The organism is Streptomyces sp. NPDC001493, assembly GCF_053597235.1.
Genome location: NZ_JBSFHV010000052.1, coordinates 1 through 16,385 on the forward strand (window position 1 = coordinate 1; position 16,385 = coordinate 16,385).

Genomic DNA, 16,385 nt, shown 5'->3' on the forward strand with positions numbered 1-16,385 from the left:
CCGCGTTGAGGAAGGCGCACCCCCGGAAACCCGGGGACTGGATCCCCGCGGTGATCGTCCGGCAGACGGCCCGGACTTTGTCGGCCGCCGACTCCGCGCCCGCCTGAGCGGCCTCGGCCTGCGCCCGCAGCTGCCGGTCGGCTTCACCGAGGTACGCCAGGATGAGCTCTTCCTTGCCCTTGAAGTGGCGGTACAGCGTGGCACGGGTGACCTGCGCCTCCGCCACGATCCGGTCGACGCCGACGGAGTGGATCCCCTCCGCGTAGAAGATCCTGGTCGCCGTGGAGAGCAGCCGCGCTCGCGCTTCCGACGTGCTGCCTTCGCTCGTTCTCTGACTCATGCGCACAGGTTAGCGAACGGCAAGGAAGAACGATCGGTCTCGGCGAAATTGGTGATGACGTGGCTGCCGCGTCCGGTGGGGGAGTCAGACGCGCAGGCAGAAGGGGTGGCCGGCCGGGTCGCGCAGGACGCGTGAGCGTTCGGGGGCGGGCTGGTGGTTTTCCTTGGTGGCGCCGAGTCGGACCGCCTCGTGTTCGGCGGTGTCGAGGTCGTCGACGGCGAGGTCGAGATGGATCTGCTGTGAGCGGTCGGTGGAAGGCCAGGTCGGCGGCTGATAGCCCTCGACGCGTACGGCACCGAGGTGGAGCGGTCCGGCCTCGACCGCGCAGAAGTCCGGCGTCTCGACTGCCACATCGCCGCCGAGCAGATGTGCCCAGAAGCGGGCCAGGAGGATCGGGTCGGGGCATTCGAGGTTGATGGCGGCGATGCTTGCGAGGGGCACGGTTACTCCCAGGGGGATGGGCGGTGGACCCGGTCGGCCGGATCGGTCCGACGGGGTGGGTGGCGGGGCGAGGGCCGGTCCGGGTGTGGGGCGGGGTCGGCCGCGGGGCGGTCGGGGTGGTGTCTCAGAGGACGGGGACGAGCGGTTCGTCGAGGAGACCGCGGTCCCCGTCGGTGCCGTGGGCCAGCGCGCCGGCCACGTCCTCGTACGGTGCACCGAGCCTGATCGCGCTGACCTCGTCCAGCAGTTGACAGTGGTGCGGGTCGAGTTCGACGTTCAGGGCGTCGAGGTATCCAGCCAGGTGGGCCGGGGTGCGGGGCCCCACGATGGGGAGCATCGAGGTCCGGGCGCGAGCGGCGCGCGCACGCAGCCAGGCCAGTGCGACCTGGACGGGGCCGGTGCCCATCTCGTCGGCCACGGCGAGGACGGCGTCGAGCGCGGCGGTGCGCTGCGCGCCGCCCTCGCCGACCGTGCTGCCGGCCGCGGCCCGTGCGCTGAGTCGTCCCTGCTCGCCGTGGCGGTACTTCCCGGTCAGCAGGCCGCCGGCCAGCGGGGAGTAGAGGACGACGCCCAGCCCGTGTGCTTCGGCCATCGGCAGGAGTTCGCGCTCCGCGGAGCGCTCGGCGAGGCTGTACTCGGTCTGGATGCCGACCAGCGGCAGGCGCCCGCTCAGCTCGGACCGGACGGCGGCTCCCGCCACCCGCCAGGCCGGGAAGTTCGACAGCCCGCCGTGGCGGATCTTGCCCGCCCGGATCAGGTCCTCGAAACCGGCCAGGATCTCCGGCAGCGGGGTCACGCCGTCGGGGAAGTGCGGCATGAAGACGTCGACGTGGTCGGTCCCGAGCCGCCGCAGGCTCTCCTCCAGGGACCGGATCATGGTCTTGCGGCTGTTGCCCGTGGTGCCGGGCCGGACCCGGGCGCTTCTGCTCCCCGAGTACTTGGTGATCACGACGTAGTCGTCGCGCTCGCGGCCCATCAGCTCGCCCAAGATGGTCTCGGCCTCACCGTCCTGGTAGATGTTCGAGGCGTCGATGGTGGTCCCGCCGGCGGCCACGAACGTCTCGAAGATCGCCCTGGCCCCTTCCCGGCCTGCCGCGCCCGGGGCCGAGCCGAAATTGGCGGTGCCCAGCACATACTCCGAGACCCGCAGGCCGGTGTGGTGTCCGAATGTCCGGTAACGCACGGAAGCCTCCTCAGACTTTGGGGTACGGTCGAGGACACTAACACGTAAAACGAATGGTCATTCTCTTATGCCGAAGGTCAGCCAGGCCCACCTCGACGCCCGACGTCAGCAGATCGTCGACGCCGCCCGCGCCCGCTTCGCCGCTCACGGCTTCGCACGGACGTCCATGCCCGACATCGTCGAAGCCTCCGGGCTGTCCATCGGGGCGATCTACCGGTACTTCAAGGGCAAGGACGAGATCGTCGCCGCCATCTGCGAACAGGCCGGCCAGGCGCTCCCCGCGGAGCTGACCGCCGCGTCCGTCCACGACTTCCTCCAGCACATCCGCACCATGGCGCGCGAGAAGGGCCACGCCCGGCTCGTCGCCCAGATCTACGCCGAGGCCGCCGTCGCTCCGAGCCTCGCCGCCCTGGTCCAGCGTCAGCTCCAGGAGATGCGCGAGGCCGTCGCCGCTCTGCTGCCCGACCGCGATCCCGCGCACGCGGCCCGCGTCGCCGAAGCCTTCGTGGCCCTCTGCCACGGCTACACCCAGCAGCTGGCCGTACGGGGCGACCTCGACCCCGCCCCGTACGCCGCGGCCCTCGTCGCGATCATCGAGACGTGAGGGAGGGGGCCGGGCACCCCCGGCCATGATCGCGAGGTCAAGCCCTCGGCGAGGACGGGGCGAGGGCCCGCCGCCGCTCTCGAGGATGCGTTCAGCGGCTCCGTTCGCCGCTGCCTCGCCGAGGGCGCGGGGCTGTCGACCGGCTACCGCGCGGCGACGTGAGATCCCCGGGCGAGTGCCGCCATCTCCAGCAGGCCGGTTTCGAGGCCGACTTGGGGTCGGTAGCCGAGGACGGTGCGGGCGGCGCTGATGTCGTAGCTGCGGTCGCGGCCGAGGAAGGCGACCAGCCAGTCGGTGAGCGGCGGCGGCGTGCTCCTGCGGAGCAGGCGGGCGCCGAGATCCATGACGGCCGCGACCGGCGCGGCGACTGCCAGCGGCACGCTTCGGGCGGCGGAGACGTCGACCCCCTGGGTCGCCAGCACCGTGGTGAACAGGTCGCGGACCGCCATGGGTGTCCCGTCGGTGACGTAGTAGGGGACCCCGTGAAAGCCCTGGGTGAGGGAGAGCGCGACGGCGTGGGCGAGGTTGTCGACATGGATGAAGTCCACGACGTGGCGGCCGTTGTCGATCCATACGAACCTCCCCCTGGCGGCGTCGGCGGCCGTCTCGGCGATGTTCATCCCCGCGCCCCAGACGAGCGGCGGCCGCAGGATCACCAGGGTCGTCCCCTGTGACGCGGCACCGCGCAACGCGTGCTCGGTGGCCAGCTTGACCCGGCAGTACGCGATGACAGGGGTGCCGTCGTCGGTGTTCTCGTCGACCACGGCGGCGCGTTGCGTGCCGGTGGACACGCCGGCGGCGCTGATGAGCACGAAGCGGGGGACTTTCGCCGCGACCGCTGCCGCGTGCAGGGCGACGGCCGGGTCGTGGTTGTCGGCCCGGAAACCCGCGTCGCCGCCCCAGAACTCCATGCGGGCCGCGGCGTGCACGACAGCGTCGGCGTCGTGCAGGTGTTTCAGCCAGGCCGGTGGCGCGGCCGAGCCGCCCCGTCCGGTGAGCTCGGCCAGGTCGCCCCGCACCGGCCGGGCTCCCGCGTCACTCACTCTCAGCGCACTGGAGGCGGAACGGGCCAGGGCGACGACGGTGTGGCCATCGGCGTGCAGTCGGCGTATCAGGCGCTGACCGACGAAGCCGCTTCCGCCGGTTAGGAAGACACGCATGAATGACTCCTCGGAGCTGATCGGGTCTCTCGGTGAAGACGCGTGGACACAGGTGGATGTGTGCCACGGCCGCGTGGCGTCCGGAGTCGCCCGAGCCCCCAGAGTGATACCGAACGTTCTGCCTCAACAGGTTGACAGGCGACTTCCGCGACTGTCAAGACCGAACGTTCTATGCGGCGCTGCGGGGTCGCTGTTGAATCCCCGTGAATCCCTCAGGCGGAAAGGCCTTTACGCGTGTCCGCGCCGACTCCGTCCTCGGTGTTCCGCAGGACGCGCTCGATGAGGTTCTGCCAGCTCTCGGCCAGGGGGTTCCCCGTACCCGGAGCGGGTGCCGCGGCGGCTTCGTCCATGGAGACGTAGAGCAGGAGCGGTCCCTCCAGGGCCGCGGTGAGCTGGACGGCGAGCGCGTCGAGGTGGGGCGGGGCGGGGTGGATCTGTCCGAGCAGCATGCGGATATGGGGGCGGGTCATGGTGGCGCCGCCGACAGGGATGGGCTTGGTGCGGTCCAGGGAGGCCCGCGCGATGGTGTGGTGGTCCAGGAGGAAGGCGATACGGGCGCGGCCGTAGGCGGTCATGCGCTCGACCGGGCCCGCGCCGGGGCCCAACGGCGGCGGGCCGGAGAGGACCTGCTCCTGGAAGTTGCGCTCGTCCTCGTCGAGGAGGGCCTGGAAAATGCCCGCGCGCGTGCCGAAGCGGCGGAAGACGGTGCCCTTGCCGAGGCCGGCGCGTTCGGCCAGGGCGTCCATGGTCACCTTCTGCGTTCCCTGCTCGGCGATCAGCTCGCGGGCGGTCTGCAGGAGGAGTTCACGGTTGCGCGCCGCGTCGGCGCGTTCACCGCGCGGCTTTCCGAAGGGCACGACAGGCAGGTTCACAGGCCCAATGTACCTCCCCGAAACAGCTAAGCGGGGTAAAGTCCGTTTACGTGTTAGCGTGGAAGCGCGGGCCGGAGATCCGTCCGGCCGTGTCTGTCGATCACCTTGCAGAAGTGAGAGAACTCCCATGCGCCTGTTCCGTCTGGACGCCAGCATCTTCCCGGCGGCGTCCGCCAGCAGCGAGATCGCCGACCGGGTCGAGGCCGAGTGGCTCGCCGCCCACCCGGAGGGCACGGTGACCCGCCGCCACCTGGGCACCGACCCGATAGCCGCCGATGCCTGGGTGCAGGCCACCACCGCCGGATTCACCCCCGAGGACCAGCGCACCGACGGGCAGAACACCGCTCTGGCTCTGGCGGGGACGCTGGCCGAGGAGCTGCAGGGCGCGGACGCCGTGGTGCTGGCCGTACCGTTCTACAACTTCGGCGTTTCCCAGCACTTCAAGACGTGGGTGGACCTGGTCATCGCGGGCGCGGGCCCCACCAACCCGGTCCTCAAGAGCACGCCCACCGTGCTGATCACCACGCTCGGCGGCGGCTACGGCCCGGGGACCCCGCGGGACGGCTGGGACCACTCCACCCCGTACCTGCAGCGCATCGTCGGTGACGTGTGGGAGGCCGACCTCACGGTGATCAAGCGTGAGCTCACGCTGGCCGCCACGACCCCGGGCATGGAAAGCCTGAAGGACCTCGGTGCCCAGCAGCACTCCGACGCCCTGACCGCCGCCGTGACGGCCGGCCGCACCCTCGCCCGTATCTGACCTCCGGTGGAAGTGGTGGGGGACGGCTGCGCCGTGCTCCCACCACTTTCTTCACGGACAAGGAAACCTGTCGTGAACGGGGTGGTGAGGCGAAGGCTGTCCCGTCGGCAGCGGTCCGAAGCCGGTCAGTCGAACGTGTAGTTGTACTTGGCGGCAACCTCTGCCATCGCCGAGACGTCGGCCTCGTTCAGCGGGGGCCCCACCGTTCCGCGTCGGCCCGGCGCTCCGATCTCCTGGAACATCCCGTCCATGCCGCCCGGCGCGTAAAGGAAGTACATGCGGGCGGGCTTGGTTCCACTGGCGTTCCGGAAGGAATGCCGGACACCCTTCGGGACGTACACCACGGCGCCCGGCTCCACCTCGTACTCCTCGTCACCTGCCTCGATCGTGAGGTGACCTTCCATCAGGATGAACGTCTCCGATTCGCCGTGGTGGGTGTGCGGCGGCGGGCCCGCGTCGGCGGGTACCACTGCTTCGATGAGCGAGAGCTCTCCGTTCGTCTCCTTCGACGAGAGCAGCGTGGTGTAGGTGTCCCCGACGAGGAAGACGGGTTTCCCCTGGTCCGCGGGGACATGGCGGGGAGGGAGGGGGAGCGACATGCGATCTCCTTGGGCGTCACAGGGGAGTTCCGGGGTCACGCGGTTCTGAGCGCGCGCGGGATGTCGAGTGCGTGGATGTCTTCGGGGTGACGGCGCGCCCGGGCGGCCACCCGGCCAGGTACGTGCCCTGGGCGGGGCGCGTACCTGACCGGGCAGCAGGAGGAATCGCGGCCAGGCCGTCGCGGCGGTCGTGCGGCGCGGGCGCGAACGCGGAACGAGCGTGGCCTGCCCTTGCGCGCCGAGATCGGCCTCCCGCCCGGCCTCGTTATTCGACGACGAGCTGGACCGGGACGTTGCCGCGAATGGCGTTGGAGTACGGGCAGACCCGGTGCGCCTTCTCGACGAGTTCCTCACCGGTCTTGTGGTCGACACCGCCGGGCAGTGTGATCCGCAGGACGACGGCGAGACCGAAGCCCTCGCCCTGCTTGCCGATCGACACCTCCCCGGTCACGGTGGCGTCGGAGAGGTCGACGCGGGCCTGCCGGCCCGTGATGCCGAGAGCACTGGCGAAGCACGCCGCGTAACCGGCCGCGAAGAGCTGCTCGGGGTTGTTCCCCTTGCCGCTGCCGCCCAGTTCCTTCGGCGTCGCGAGCTGCAGGTCCAGCGACCCGTCCGAGACAACCGCACGACCGTCACGGCCGTGCGTCGCGGTCGCGACCGCGGTGTAGAGAGCTTCCATGAGTCATTCGTCCTTCCATGACAAGGCCTGATGGCCGAGATCCGTTGCCAGGGGGTGCGGGGGCCTACCGCAGGCGTGTGCGTCGAGTTCGCCTGTTACGGCACAGGCGCGCGGCGTCGACGCCGAGCGGTCCTGTGGGCCGTTCCGGGCGAAGCCGCGGGCCCGGGGGATGCCGGGCACCACCTGGGTGAGGAACTACGTTCGGGGTAGAACGTTCGTTCTCGCTTCGAAGCATGCATGAGGGGGAGCCTCGCCGTCAATACCGAACGTTCTACCTCGATAAGTGGTCCCGTGGGCGGGGGTGAGTCGTGCCGGATGTGGAGTGAGGCGGGGGTGGGTGCCGGGTGTGCGGCAGTCGCTCAACCCGGGGCGAGGTGTGCGGAGTTCTTCGCGTCGACCGGTTGCGGCGTGGGGTGTCGGTCGGTCGAGGGGTGTCCGGCGTTGACGGTGGGGTGAGCCCTGTGTGAATCTCGGAGAAGACCGAACGTTCTCCCCCGTGATTGGCGGTCCCGGCATGTCCCTCCGTCGCCTACTGATCCTGGCCGGTGCGGCGCTGGCGGCCGCTACCGCCCTGCTGACGGCGGTCGTTCTGTCGTCCGTCGAGTCCCCGTCGCGCTCCACGTCCGTGGTGACCGTGACGGAGACGGGACCCATGGGCGCCGAGTCGGCGGCCGTGGTGGTGCGTGGTGCCGCCGCAGGTTCCGGCGATCCGGCGCGGATCCACCCCCGATTCCGCATGCCGGTTCATCCTGGCCCGCCGGCAACACGCTTTGGGGGCGGGTGATCCGATGTGGATGCGGGGTGGCGGTTGCTGAGGGGCATGACGACACCGGCGACGAGGGGACCTGTCGCGTCACCGCCTCCGACCGGCCGGGTCCGCGCGACGGCCTCCGGCGTGCGACGGTCTCCGGTGTGCGACGGCTCTGGTGTGCTGCGGCCTCTGGTGTGTGACGGAGAGGCATGTTTTGATTTTCCGGTGTCACACGAGGAGATACTCGCCGAGCGACTCCGCGAAGCGGGGTACGCCGCGAAAGAGGTGGAAAAGGCCACGGGGGGAGCGGTCGCCCTTGCGGGTCTGGTTACGCTCCAGGACGGCTCCCAGATATTCGCGAAGACTCTGCTCGGGCCGGAGCTGGACGTATTCACCATCGAATCCGACGGTCTGTCCGAGCTCCGAAATCCCGGCGGGGTAAACACCCCTGACGTGTTGTTCGCCTCCTCCCGCCTGCTCGTGCTCGAAAAGATGCAGCCACGCCGGGACGACGAGCACTTCTGGGAAGAGCTCGCCCACATGGTTGCCGCCCTGCACGGGTCCACCACGACCGACCGGTTCGGCTGGCACTGCGATGGCTGGCTGGGGCGACTGCGCCAGGACAACACCTGGGAGACGGACGGACACGTCTTCTTCGCGGAACGGCGCATCCTGCGCTGGCTTGCGGAACCGCTGCTCGAAGCGGAGTTCGACCGTGACGAGCGCCGAGCTCTGGAACGGCTGTGCGACGCCCTGCCGGAGTTGGTTCCGCCCCGGCCCCCGTGCCTGACCCACGGTGATCTGTGGCAGGAGAACGTGCTCGCCACCAGCAGCGGTGCTCCTGTGCTCATCGACCCCGCCGTGTCCTTCACCTGGCCAGAAGTCGACCTCAGCATGCTGTGGTGCGCGCCGCGCGCGGCTGCCTCGGAGCGGTTCTTCGCCGTGTACCAGGAGCTCACCGGACTGGAGGACGGCTGGGAGGAGCGGATGCCGCTCCTCCATCTCCGGGAACTCCTCAGCGCCATCGCCCACGATGACGACGACTGGGGCGCCGCCGATGCGGTCCGGAAGATCATCGCACCGTTCCGGGCGCGACCGCGTGGTCAAGTCCACGCACAGCAGGCCGGTTTGACCTAAATCTCCATGCAGGGAACGTCATCTGCTCGCGCGCGGGTGGGGTGGGCCCACCGGCTCCGTGCCACACGCGGAGGCTGGGCAGCCGCCACAACTTCGATCCCCTGCGGAATCGCGTGACCGCCCGGGGAATCGCGTGATCGCCGGCAGAATGAGCCGTACCGCCGGGAGTTACTCGGACGGCATGGCGGATCGCGAGGACGTGCGCATCGAACTCGGCGACATTTTGCGGTAGTTGGAAGGGGATGGTCACGGCGGTGTCCGGGGGAGTTCGCCCCGGACGGCGGTGGGTGGGTCTCGCGGCTCGCTGATCCGATGATGGCGCGTACGTCGCGCTGGACGCGCCGGGTGATGCCCGTGCGGCGGACTGGTCCGAGCGGGCCGCGCGCTGGGCGGCCGAGGCCGGAGGCGACGCGCATGCCCCCAGCGGCGGGATGAGTCGGCTCGCGGGCTGTGGGCGCACCCCGACAACAACCGGCACCGTTTCAACGGCATCGAGTTTTGGGCGGAGATGGCCCAGCTCCTGGAGTACGGCACGTTCGACGGCTTCGCGGCCACCTCCACGCGGGAAGCTCGGAGGCGGGGCGCGCGTTCGGCGGAACGGCGCGCCGAGGCGGTCTTCGTCGGTGGCGGCTCGCTGGACGAGACCCGGACCCGCATCGAGGGATACCGGCCCCGGTTAAAGGTCGTCGGGCGCGATCCGCGGCACATCGAGTTCCTGGCCGGCGCCTCCGTGATCGTTGGCGCGACCGACGCCGCGTCGCCACCGGGCGGCGCGGGGGAGACGAGGCGCCGGGTGGTCGGGACCGGGCCGGTCCTGCCGGTCGTACGGAGCCGGGGCGACAACTGTATTGACAGTACGCCGTCATGTCGCTGTGATGAGTGGGAGCGCTCCCACTCATGAACTTCCCTACGGTTCACCCCCACCGAGGAGACGCACATGCCGATGACGCTTCCCCCGCGCTTACTGCGTAGACCCTGGACAGCGGTCGTAGCCGCTCTCGCGCTGGCCTTGTCCTTCTTCGTCGTCGTGCCCGCCAGTGGCACGGAGACGGCGTCCGGATGCCGGGTCGACTACACGGCCGACGAGTGGACCGGCGGCTACACCGCCCAGGTGCGTGTCACCCATACCGGTTCCGCGATCAACGGCTGGCAGCTGACGTGGACCTACGGCGGCGACCAGCATGTCACCTCCGCCTGGAACGCGACCGTCGTGCAGACCGGCCACGCCGTGACCGCCACCAACACGGCCTGGAACGGAGGGCTCGCCGACGGCGGTACCGTCGACTTCGGTCTCCAGGGAACCTGGCAGTCGGCCCACCCGGCGCCCACGGACTTCGCCCTCAACGGGGTGTCCTGCGGCGGTGACGGCACCTCACCGACGACGACCCCGACGCCGTCCCCGACCACGACCCCGTCCCCGACGCCGACTCCCACCACGACGCCGACTCCCACGGCGACCCCGACGCCGTCCCCCACCACGACCCCGCCCTCCGCCGCGTGCGGCAGCGCCGCCGTCTGCGACGGCTTCGAGGACCAGGCAGGGTCGGCGCCCTCCGGGAACTGGCGCTTCACCGCGCCCGACTGCCAGGGCACGGGCACGGCCACCGTCGACACGGGGGTCGCGCACAGCGGCACGCGGTCGCTGCGGGTGGACGGTCGGGCCGGCTACTGCAACCACGCCTTCGTGGCCGCGACCGCGGACCTGTCGTCGGTCGGCCCGGTGCTGTACGTCCGCATGTGGGTACGGCACACCACCGCGCTCCCGGCCGCGCACGTCGCCTTCGTGTCGATGCCGGACAGCTCGCAGGGCGGCAAGGCGCTGCGGATCGGCGGCCAGAACGGCGCCCTGCAGTGGAACCGGGAAATCGACGACGCCACGCTCCCGGCGCAGAGCCCGGTCGGGGTGGGGCTGAGCAGGCCCCTGCCGACGAACAGCTGGCAGTGCCTGCGGTTCGCGGTCGACACCTCGGCGACCGGACTCGACACCTGGCTCGGCGACGAGCTGGTTCCGGGGCTGCACGCCGACGGCGTACCGACGCAGGACGTCGACGGGCAGTGGCTCTCCCGGACCACCGCGCCGAAACCCACCGCCCTGCGTCTTGGCTGGGAGAGCTACGGGACCGGCGATGACACCCTGTGGTTCGACGACGTGGTCGCCGGCTCCTCGCCGGTCGGCTGCTGACGACCGGCGCGAAGCCGGTTACGGACAGGAGACGTTTCAGCGCTTGGTGCGCAGGCGAATGTCCTGCGTCCAGGCGTTGGAACGCCCGGCCGAGGTGGTCTTGCACGCGGTGGCGTAGCAGCGCCAGAACCAGTCGCCGTTCCTCCGTCGGCGGATCTCGATCTCGGTACCGCGGCACCGGCCGCATTTGGGCGGGCGGGCGAAGGCCTCCGCGTGCTGGTGCGCGAGCAGCCTCCGGGCGAAGTACGCGCCACGCATCGCGACCATCACCTCCCGGGTCCAGCTCTGGGACAGGGCGTTCAGGCTGCCGAGCAGGACCACCCGCTCGTCGAAGACGGCGATCTTCTGGTGCATGACGTTCATCGGGATCACGGTGTGGGCCACGGCGCGCAGATCTGCGATCAGCGCCTGGTTCGCCGGCCTGTGCTGCAACTGATCCGTGTCGTCGCGGACGAAGACCGTGATCCGCACACCACGGCCGGCAGCGGCCGCCAAGGCGGGGAGCAGCGAGCGGAGCCGCTTCGCGACCCACGGCGCCCAGAGCCACAGGGAGTGGTGTGCCCGGTTGATCTCCTCGGTGAAGGTGTCGTAGAAAGTCGTTTCGTCATGGACGTCGGTCACCTCCACGTGCCGGCTCAGCACCCCTGCCAGGGCCGCGCCGAACTCGCCGAGGAACGGCACCGGGGCCTTCGGCGGGGCGATCAGGTTCTTGGCCTTCATGACCCGGGCGCCCGGGGATCCGATCAGTCCGGCGAGCCGGGACAGAGCGGTTCCGGGTTTCGCGTTCCTGACACGGGCCCCGCCGGCCACCACGTACAGCCGGGTTTTCGTCCGGGTGACCGCCACGTTGAACAGGCGGACGCCGTTGCGGTGCCAGGCCTCGGCACCCGGCTGCCGGTGGGCGAGGGCCATCCACAGCTCACGGCTGTCCTCGTTGCCCTCCACCGTGTCGAAGACGACGACGTCGAACTCCCGGCCCTGGAACCGGTGGGCCGTACCGACCTCCGCCAGGGGGTGACCCGCGGCCTCGACGTCGCGCAGTGCCTCCAGGGTGGCCTCGGCCTGGACGGCGTACGGCGTGACGATACCGGCCTCCTCGCCCTGCTCACGGTGGAGCTCCACCAGAGCCCGAGCGAGGAGGGAGCCGGCGGGCCACCACCCTTTGCGGCTGCCGGTCAGGTGGGCGTAAGCCAGTTCGTGCAGGCCGTCGGTATCGATGAGGACGATCTCGGGGTCGTTGTCCGGGCGTTCCCGCACCGCCTGGGGGCCGCCCGTGAGGACACCGCCGTACGCGAGATCGTTGGCCAGGCGCATGACGGCGGGACCGAAACGATGCTGTTCGGTGAGCGTGACGCAGGACGGGTGCGCCTGGGCGTCGGAGGGATCATGGATGCCGCAGTGCTGAAAGACGTCCGGGTGCAGCCACCGCTTGATGTCGGGGCGGTCGTTGTCGCTGAGGGGAGCCGGGATCACCGGCCCCAACTGCATGAAGTCTCCGAGCAGGACGGCCGCCCGGTCTGCCTTTCCGGTGGCGAGCAGCACCTCGGGGAGCGTCGCGGCACCCGCCTCGTCGACGAGGACCACGTCGTACGGCCCCTCAAGGACCGTCCGGTTGGTGCGGAACCGGGCCAGGGTGGTGGCGACCAGCCTGGCCGACTTGATGATCTCGCCCTGGGCGTTGCGGGCGAGTCGTTCGTACTCCTCCTGCGCCTGCTGGTACCGCTTCTCCAACTCCGGGCGGCGGGTGCGGTCGGCGGCCACGGCCGGACGCAACTGTTCGGCCCGGCCATGCTGGGCCGGCCAGCCCCGTCCGGCGGCGTGTTCGGTCAGGTCATGAGCCTTCCGGACGCGAGCTGCGGTCTCGGAGGCTTTGATCGCCTCCTGTTCGAGGGCGAGCGCCAGTCGCTGCGCCTGCTCGCTCTCGGCCGCGAGGGACACGGCGTCGGCTTCGAGCCGGGCGATCTGGCCCCGTGTGAGCGGGATCGCCTCCGTGAGCGCGGTGACGCGTGCATCGAGCCGGGCGATGTGCGCGGTCGCGGTCGCGCGGGCCTCCTGCGCTGCCACACGGGCATCCGTGGCGGCCTGCCGGGCATCCGTCAGTTCCTCCTGCAGGGCGGCGACGGTGTCGCGTTGCCGCCACCTGCCGACCACACCCTTCGCATCGAGTTCCCTCAGCCGCAGCTCCAGGGAGCGGCGGTAGTCGTCCGCGAGCAGGGCGTCGGCCTCACTGTTCCCTGCCGCATCCTGCACGCGGGAGATCTCCTCCGAGAGATCGTCGACCTCGCGCCAGCGGTCCTTCGCCGCGGCGGCGGCCCTCTGACGTGCATGGGCTTTCCCGATGGCCTCTCCGAGGCGAGTCAGCTGCTGAACCGCCTGGCCGAGCCGCTGCTCCGCTTCCGCCACCCGGGACTGCGCCGCCGCCACGTCCTGTCCGGGCATCCGTACGACCTTCAGGGCCGCGAAGTACGACGGGGCGTCGAATCCCGCGAGGCTGCTCTCCAACGCGGCCAGTTGCCCGGCCCGGTCCCCGATCGCGACGAGCTCGGCCTCGAACGCGGCACGCCGGGCAGCTGCTTCCGTCAGCCGCGCCCGAACCATCAGCGGCAGGGACACGGAAGGGTCCTCGGCCACCTCTCTCAGGTGCGGCGGTCCCACCCGGACGATGTCGCCGGTCGCGTGGCGCTTCTCCCGCACCACCCCCAGCAGTGCGTTGTCCACGGCGATATTGGTCGCCGATACCAGCAGCACCCGCCGGCCCTGCGCGATCAGGTCACCGATGGCGCGCTTGAGGACGGTGGTCTTCCCCGTGCCGGGCGGCCCCCACACCAGGTGGACGCCTTCGCCGAGGCAAGCGCGGTAGGCGTCCGCCTGGCCGGGATGGAAGCCCGGCGGGTCGACGGCGTGGGCAGAGGAACCGCCGATCGTCGCGGCCGCGAGAGCGGTGGCGAGGGGATGTTCGCCCAGTCCGGCGATGCCGTCCCGCAGGGCTTCGATCAGGAAGGTGGGCGGCTGTCTGAGCATCCACAGGCAAGGGTCGGCGATCTCGGCGAACTCCGGTACCCGCACGGTGAGCAGGGAGCCGTTCTGCACGGTCTCGGAGACGGCGAAGCCCTTGGTCTCGACGTCGTCGTCCGCTCCGGCGAGCCTCAGGGAGTCCAGCTGCTCCGGTCCGATGTCGGAACCCCGGAGATCGACCACGTAGCGACCGGGACCACCGCTCCTGGCCGCGTTGCCGACCCGCTGCCAACGTGGCTGCCTGCCGGCGCCCCCCTCGACGGCGATCCACTCGCCGAGCGCCGAGGCGATCTCCTCGCGCCATCCCACCTGTCGTCCCCTCGATCCGCCGCCGGTCCGGTCGCCGGCCCGCTGATGCACCGCACCATACCCACCTGTGGTTGTCACCTACAGTGAACGCCCGATGGCGGCCCGACTCAACGCGGTCGGAAGCCGATCTGCAGGTGGGATCCGGCCAGATGCCGAAGTTTCCGACCCCGGTCGCACACCGCGCCGGAACGGCGCGCCGTGAGGCGGACGATGAGGGGCAGCTCGTTCCAGGCCGGTGTGGGCCGACGGCTCATCTCGACACGAGATCGCGCCGGTGATCTCCGGTCAGCGGCGGCCGGTGGACAGGGTGATGAGGAACTGGCCGCCGCCCGGCTCGATGCCGGCGGTCACCGGCAGCCCCGGTACCAGTCGGGAGAACCGGTCGACCAGCCAGTCCGCCGCCTCCTGGGCGTCCCGCCTGGTCGGACAGCGGCCCACCATCTCGCGGCCCCCCTTGCGCTCCAGCCTCGCGGCCACGGTGATCAGCGGTGCGGGTTCGACCACGTACAGATGGTCCGGCCAGGCGATGACCACCTTCACCGCGCCCTTGCGGGTGTTGCAGCCGCGGTGCGCGAGCCGCTCGGCGACCTTGGCCTTCCGGTCGGCGGTCCGGCTGTCGACGCTGGGCCCCCGCGGATCGTTCACCGACTCGTCGGGGTCGACCGCTTCGTCGCACACCCAGCATCGCCAGCCGTCGCGCTCGGCCACATCATCAAGAAGACTCATCCGAGCAAACTAGCCTGCCCGCCGTCACCCCGCGTACCAGGGTCCCGGCAGCCCTGCTTCGGTGCGGCTGGGGCGTACCAGGGTTGCGACAGCGTCCAGGGCCCAGGTCTGCGGGAGCCCTCCGGCCGGGGTGGCCGGACCCCGAGGAACATCCGTACCCCGCCGGGGTGAGGTACGGATCGTGGGCGCCACCGCCCGGTGACGGCTCAGGCGAGGGGCTCGTGGTTGACCCAGATCGCCTTGTACGGGCGGCGGGCCTGCCAGCCGTCGATGAACTCGCCGATGCCCGGGAGGGCGAAAGCCGCGTCGAGTGCGTCGAGGTCGGCCAGGGCGAACTGGACGACGGCGGAGGCGACGGCCACCGGGGCGTGGTCGTCGCTGGGGGCGCGCAGGTGGGGGCGGGCGGCGAAGGAGTGAAAGGTGCCGGTGCTCGCGGTCAGCTCCTCAAGCCCTTGCAGGTATGCGTCGAGTTCGTCGGCGGGAATCGGTTCGTCGAAAGAAACGATCATCGTGTGGTGAATCATGCCTCGATTGAACTGGTGGTTCTCCGTGAAGTCCAAGGCCGGCGGGGTATGAATCCATTCCTGCGAGGAATGGTCGGGGCGGTATTCTGGCCGCATGGCCGAGCTGGAGACCCGCGAACTGGAGTACTTCGCCGCCCTCGCCGAGGAACTGCATTTCGGCCGGGCGGCGCAGCGGCTGGGGATCGCGCAGCCCGCCCTGTCCAAGGCGGTACGGAGGCTGGAGGACCGGCTCGGGGTGGTGCTCGTGGAGCGCTCCAGTCGGCACGTCGCCCTCACCTCTGCGGGCGAGGTGCTGCGGTACCACGGTCGGCACGCGTTGCTCGCCGTCGGGGCGGCGGCCGAGAAGACCCGTCGGGCGGGCGAGCAGGAGACCCGGCTGCGCCTGGTGATCAAGCCCGGCGGAGACGCCGATCTGCTGTCCGGCATCCTGGCCGCCTACTCCCGGCGGCCCGGCGCCCGACAGGTGGACATCCTCTTCGGCGGGGCCATCGACCGTGCCGATCACGTGCGCGACGGCCGGGCGGACGTGGCGCTGCTGTACATGCCGTTCGACGACCTGACCGGGCTGGACCACGAGACCCTGCTGGTCGAAGACAGGGTGGCGGTCCTGCCGCCGGACCACCGGCTCGCCGGCCGTGGCGAGGTGACCCTCGCAGACCTGGCCCACGAGACGCTGCCGCGCTGGAAGGGCATACGCGACCATGGCGTGCCGGGCAATGGGGTGCCGGGCAATGGGGTGCCCGGGATCGAACCTGTCGCCGGGTCAGGTCCGGAGGTCGCGGACGGCGCGGAGCTGACGCACATGATCCTGCTGGGACGAGCCGTCGCGGTGCTGCCGCGTTCGCTGGCCCGGCCGCTGCATCCGGGGCTCGTTCATGTTCCGGTGGCCGACGCGCCGCGCAGTGAGCTGGTCCTCGCCTGGGGGCTGGAGGACCGGCGGCGCCTGGTCGCGGACTTCGTCGCCTCGGCGCTGGAGGCGACGCAGGGCTGAGCCCGCCCGGTGACCGTGGCGCCTGACCCCGGAGGCCCCGGGGGGAGGGGCCCCCGGGGCCCGGGGGGGGGCCGGGGGGGGGGGCCGGGGGGGGGGGGGGGCGGGAGCCCCC

The 16,385-nt window shown here is 71.0% G+C and carries 15 protein-coding genes; 5 read left to right on the forward strand and 10 right to left on the reverse strand.

The features are described 5' to 3' along the window. The 3 genes from ACWCWD_RS36655 to ACWCWD_RS36665 form a co-directional block, all read right to left on the reverse strand. Positions 1–340 (reverse strand): TetR/AcrR family transcriptional regulator (locus tag ACWCWD_RS36655; RefSeq protein WP_450779925.1); only part of this gene is annotated, 340 nt, incomplete at its 3' end. 84 nt (positions 341–424) lie between these two features. Then, positions 425–781, reverse strand: a complete 357-nt coding sequence (locus ACWCWD_RS36660) for a VOC family protein (protein ID WP_450779927.1) — start codon at positions 779–781, stop codon at positions 425–427. A 124-nt stretch (positions 782–905) separates the two neighbouring features. Then, complete coding sequence (locus ACWCWD_RS36665; RefSeq protein ID WP_450779929.1) at positions 906–1,964, reverse strand: aldo/keto reductase; 1,059 nt, start codon at positions 1,962–1,964, stop codon at positions 906–908. Positions 1,965–2,031: 67 nt separating this feature from the next. On the opposite strand from ACWCWD_RS36665, the gene ACWCWD_RS36670 reads away from it, so the two are divergent. Next, positions 2,032–2,568, forward strand: coding sequence for a TetR/AcrR family transcriptional regulator (locus ACWCWD_RS36670; protein WP_450779931.1), 537 nt, complete (start codon positions 2,032–2,034; stop codon positions 2,566–2,568). Between the two features lie 143 nt (positions 2,569–2,711). On the opposite strand, the gene ACWCWD_RS36675 is transcribed toward ACWCWD_RS36670, so the two are convergent. Together ACWCWD_RS36675 and ACWCWD_RS36680 are read right to left on the reverse strand one after the other, a co-directional pair. Continuing rightward, positions 2,712–3,728 (reverse strand): NAD-dependent epimerase/dehydratase family protein, encoded by a 1,017-nt coding sequence (locus tag ACWCWD_RS36675; RefSeq protein ID WP_450779933.1) that lies wholly within the window; start codon positions 3,726–3,728, stop codon positions 2,712–2,714. 212 nt (positions 3,729–3,940) lie between these two features. Next, positions 3,941–4,600 (reverse strand): TetR/AcrR family transcriptional regulator, encoded by a 660-nt coding sequence (locus ACWCWD_RS36680; protein ID WP_450779935.1) that lies wholly within the window; start codon positions 4,598–4,600, stop codon positions 3,941–3,943. Between the two features lie 127 nt (positions 4,601–4,727). Between ACWCWD_RS36680 and ACWCWD_RS36685 the strand changes: the two genes are divergently transcribed. Beyond that, on the forward strand, positions 4,728–5,360 hold the full coding sequence (locus tag ACWCWD_RS36685) for an FMN-dependent NADH-azoreductase (protein ID WP_450779937.1): 633 nt from the start codon (positions 4,728–4,730) through the stop codon (positions 5,358–5,360). 125 nt (positions 5,361–5,485) lie between these two features. On the opposite strand, the gene ACWCWD_RS36690 is transcribed toward ACWCWD_RS36685, so the two are convergent. Continuing rightward, positions 5,486–5,959 (reverse strand): cupin domain-containing protein, encoded by a 474-nt coding sequence (locus ACWCWD_RS36690; protein WP_450779939.1) that lies wholly within the window; start codon positions 5,957–5,959, stop codon positions 5,486–5,488. Positions 5,960–6,224: 265 nt separating this feature from the next. Beyond that, the gene (locus ACWCWD_RS36695) at positions 6,225–6,638 is read right to left on the reverse strand and encodes an organic hydroperoxide resistance protein (RefSeq protein ID WP_450779941.1); all 414 of its coding nucleotides are present in this window, start codon (positions 6,636–6,638) and stop codon (positions 6,225–6,227) included. 976 nt (positions 6,639–7,614) lie between these two features. On the opposite strand from ACWCWD_RS36695, the gene ACWCWD_RS36700 reads away from it, so the two are divergent. Further along, the gene (locus ACWCWD_RS36700) at positions 7,615–8,526 is read left to right on the forward strand and encodes a fructosamine kinase family protein (protein ID WP_450779943.1); all 912 of its coding nucleotides are present in this window, start codon (positions 7,615–7,617) and stop codon (positions 8,524–8,526) included. Between the two features lie 943 nt (positions 8,527–9,469). Beyond that, positions 9,470–10,708, forward strand: a complete 1,239-nt coding sequence (locus tag ACWCWD_RS36705; RefSeq protein WP_450779953.1) for a cellulose-binding domain-containing protein — start codon at positions 9,470–9,472, stop codon at positions 10,706–10,708. A 36-nt stretch (positions 10,709–10,744) separates the two neighbouring features. Here the strand turns inward: ACWCWD_RS36705 and ACWCWD_RS36710 are convergent, their stop codons facing one another. From ACWCWD_RS36710 to ACWCWD_RS36720, 3 genes are all read right to left on the reverse strand, one after another. Beyond that, complete coding sequence (locus ACWCWD_RS36710) at positions 10,745–14,032, reverse strand: AAA domain-containing protein (RefSeq protein WP_450779945.1); 3,288 nt, start codon at positions 14,030–14,032, stop codon at positions 10,745–10,747. Positions 14,033–14,317: 285 nt separating this feature from the next. Continuing rightward, positions 14,318–14,758, reverse strand: a complete 441-nt coding sequence (locus ACWCWD_RS36715; protein WP_450779947.1) for a hypothetical protein — start codon at positions 14,756–14,758, stop codon at positions 14,318–14,320. 206 nt (positions 14,759–14,964) lie between these two features. Further along, positions 14,965–15,282, reverse strand: coding sequence for a hypothetical protein (locus tag ACWCWD_RS36720; RefSeq protein WP_450779949.1), 318 nt, complete (start codon positions 15,280–15,282; stop codon positions 14,965–14,967). A 94-nt stretch (positions 15,283–15,376) separates the two neighbouring features. Between ACWCWD_RS36720 and ACWCWD_RS36725 the strand changes: the two genes are divergently transcribed. Then, the gene (locus tag ACWCWD_RS36725) at positions 15,377–16,273 is read left to right on the forward strand and encodes a LysR family transcriptional regulator (protein WP_450779951.1); all 897 of its coding nucleotides are present in this window, start codon (positions 15,377–15,379) and stop codon (positions 16,271–16,273) included. Positions 16,274–16,385: the final 112 nt, after the last annotated feature.